This window comes from Bradyrhizobium sp. 2TAF36 (genome assembly GCF_052114925.1).
Lineage (GTDB): Bacteria > Pseudomonadota > Alphaproteobacteria > Rhizobiales > Xanthobacteraceae > Bradyrhizobium > Bradyrhizobium barranii.
Map to the genome: position 1 here is coordinate 1 of NZ_JBFRFR010000227.1, position 1531 is coordinate 1531.

The window sequence follows — 1531 nt, forward strand, 5'->3', positions numbered from 1 at the left end:
GTCGTCCGTGAAGAATGCGGATTGATCTGAGAAATAWGCAGAATTTGTCTTGATGTAGTATTCGATTTTGCAGGAAAGCGGGGTGTTGGACCTCGCTTTCTTGCGTTTTAGGATTTTGCTTTTGGGCGATTCGTGATTCCCTGACGGCGTCGTCGACATTGGGGAATGCGATGAGCAAGCCGAGGGATGATCGCCAGAAAGACCTGTTGCTTCCGGCGCTTGATCAGATCATCGACATGGGTCATCCGCTGGTGCGGTTGGCAGCGCTGATCGACTGGAACATCCTGAATGAGCGCTTCAGTTCAGTGTGCCAAGCAGGGTCGGGCCAGCCGGGCTTGCCGACGCGGCTAGTCGCCGGCCTGYTCRTTTTGAAGCACATGCAYAACCTGTCAGATGAGGTGCTGTGCGCTCGCTGGATCGAGAACCCCTATTACCAATACTTCTGCGGCGAATTGAGCTTCTGCCACCGTCTGCCGTTCGATCGATCGTCGATGACACGCTGGCGGCAGCGGCTCGGCGAGGAACAGCTCGTCGCCCTGATCCAGGAAAGTCTTTCAGTGGCGCACAAGACCGGCGCCATCGGTCCCAAGGACCTGGAACGGGTGGTCGTCGATACCACAGTGCAGCCCAAGGCGGTTGCACATCCGACCGACGCGCGGCTGCTGCATCGAGCAATCACCAAGCTGGTCGGGCTCGCCAAGCGCAACCGTGTGCCGCTACGCCAGAGCTATCTGCGCCTGGCCAAGCGCGCCGCCATCATGACCGGCCGCTATACCCACGCCCACCAGTTCAAACGCGCCCGGCGGCAGCTCAAGTTCCTGCGGACACGGCTTGGCCGGATCATCCGCGACATCCGCCGCAAGATTGATGGCGATACGGTGCTGGAAGCTCGCTTCGGCCCGTTGCTCGGTTTAGCGCAGCAGGTGCGCAGCCAGGATCAGCATCAGCGCGGTCCGAAGGTCTATGCGTTACATGCTCCGGAGGTTGAGTGCATCGGCAAAGGTAAAGCCCGCGCGCCCTACGAGTTCGGCTGCAAGGTCAGCATCGCCACCCCTGTGACGTCTCCGAAGGGCGGCCAGTTCGTGCTCCATGCCAAGGCCCTGCATGGCAATCCCTTCGATGGGCACACGCTCGGTCCCGTAATCGCCGACATGGAGAAGCTCACCGGGGTGGAGACTCGCCGTATCCACGTCGACAAAGGATATCGCGGTCACAACCACCCGCATCGGTTCAGGGTCTGGATCTCGGGTCAGGTCCGCCGCGTCACAGCTTCCATCCGTCGCGAGATGAAGCGTCGYGCGGCTGTCGAGCCTGTCATCGGCCACGTCAAGGCCGAGCACCGCATGGACAGAAATTATCTCAAGGGACGCCTCGGCGACCGCATCAACRCTGTTCTCGCCGCCGCCGGCTATAACTTCGGTCTGCTGCTGCGATGGCTCGCAGAGCTCTTGCGTGTCATCATCCGAGCCTTCTTCGAGACCGTCCCGGCTCGAAACACCGCTTGAGCCGGGCGCCGCCGCCAGTTCTTCAC

General features: G+C 60.9%; 1 protein-coding gene. It reads left to right on the forward strand.

Going from position 1 to position 1531, the window contains the following annotated elements; genetic code table 11:
- Nucleotides 1-170: 170 nt before the first annotated feature.
- Nucleotides 171-1505: an IS5 family transposase gene (locus tag AB4Z51_RS44880; protein WP_441499761.1), complete on the forward strand. Its 1335-nt coding sequence runs from the start codon at nucleotides 171-173 to the stop codon at nucleotides 1503-1505.
- The last annotated feature ends 26 nt before the right edge of the window (nucleotides 1506-1531 follow it).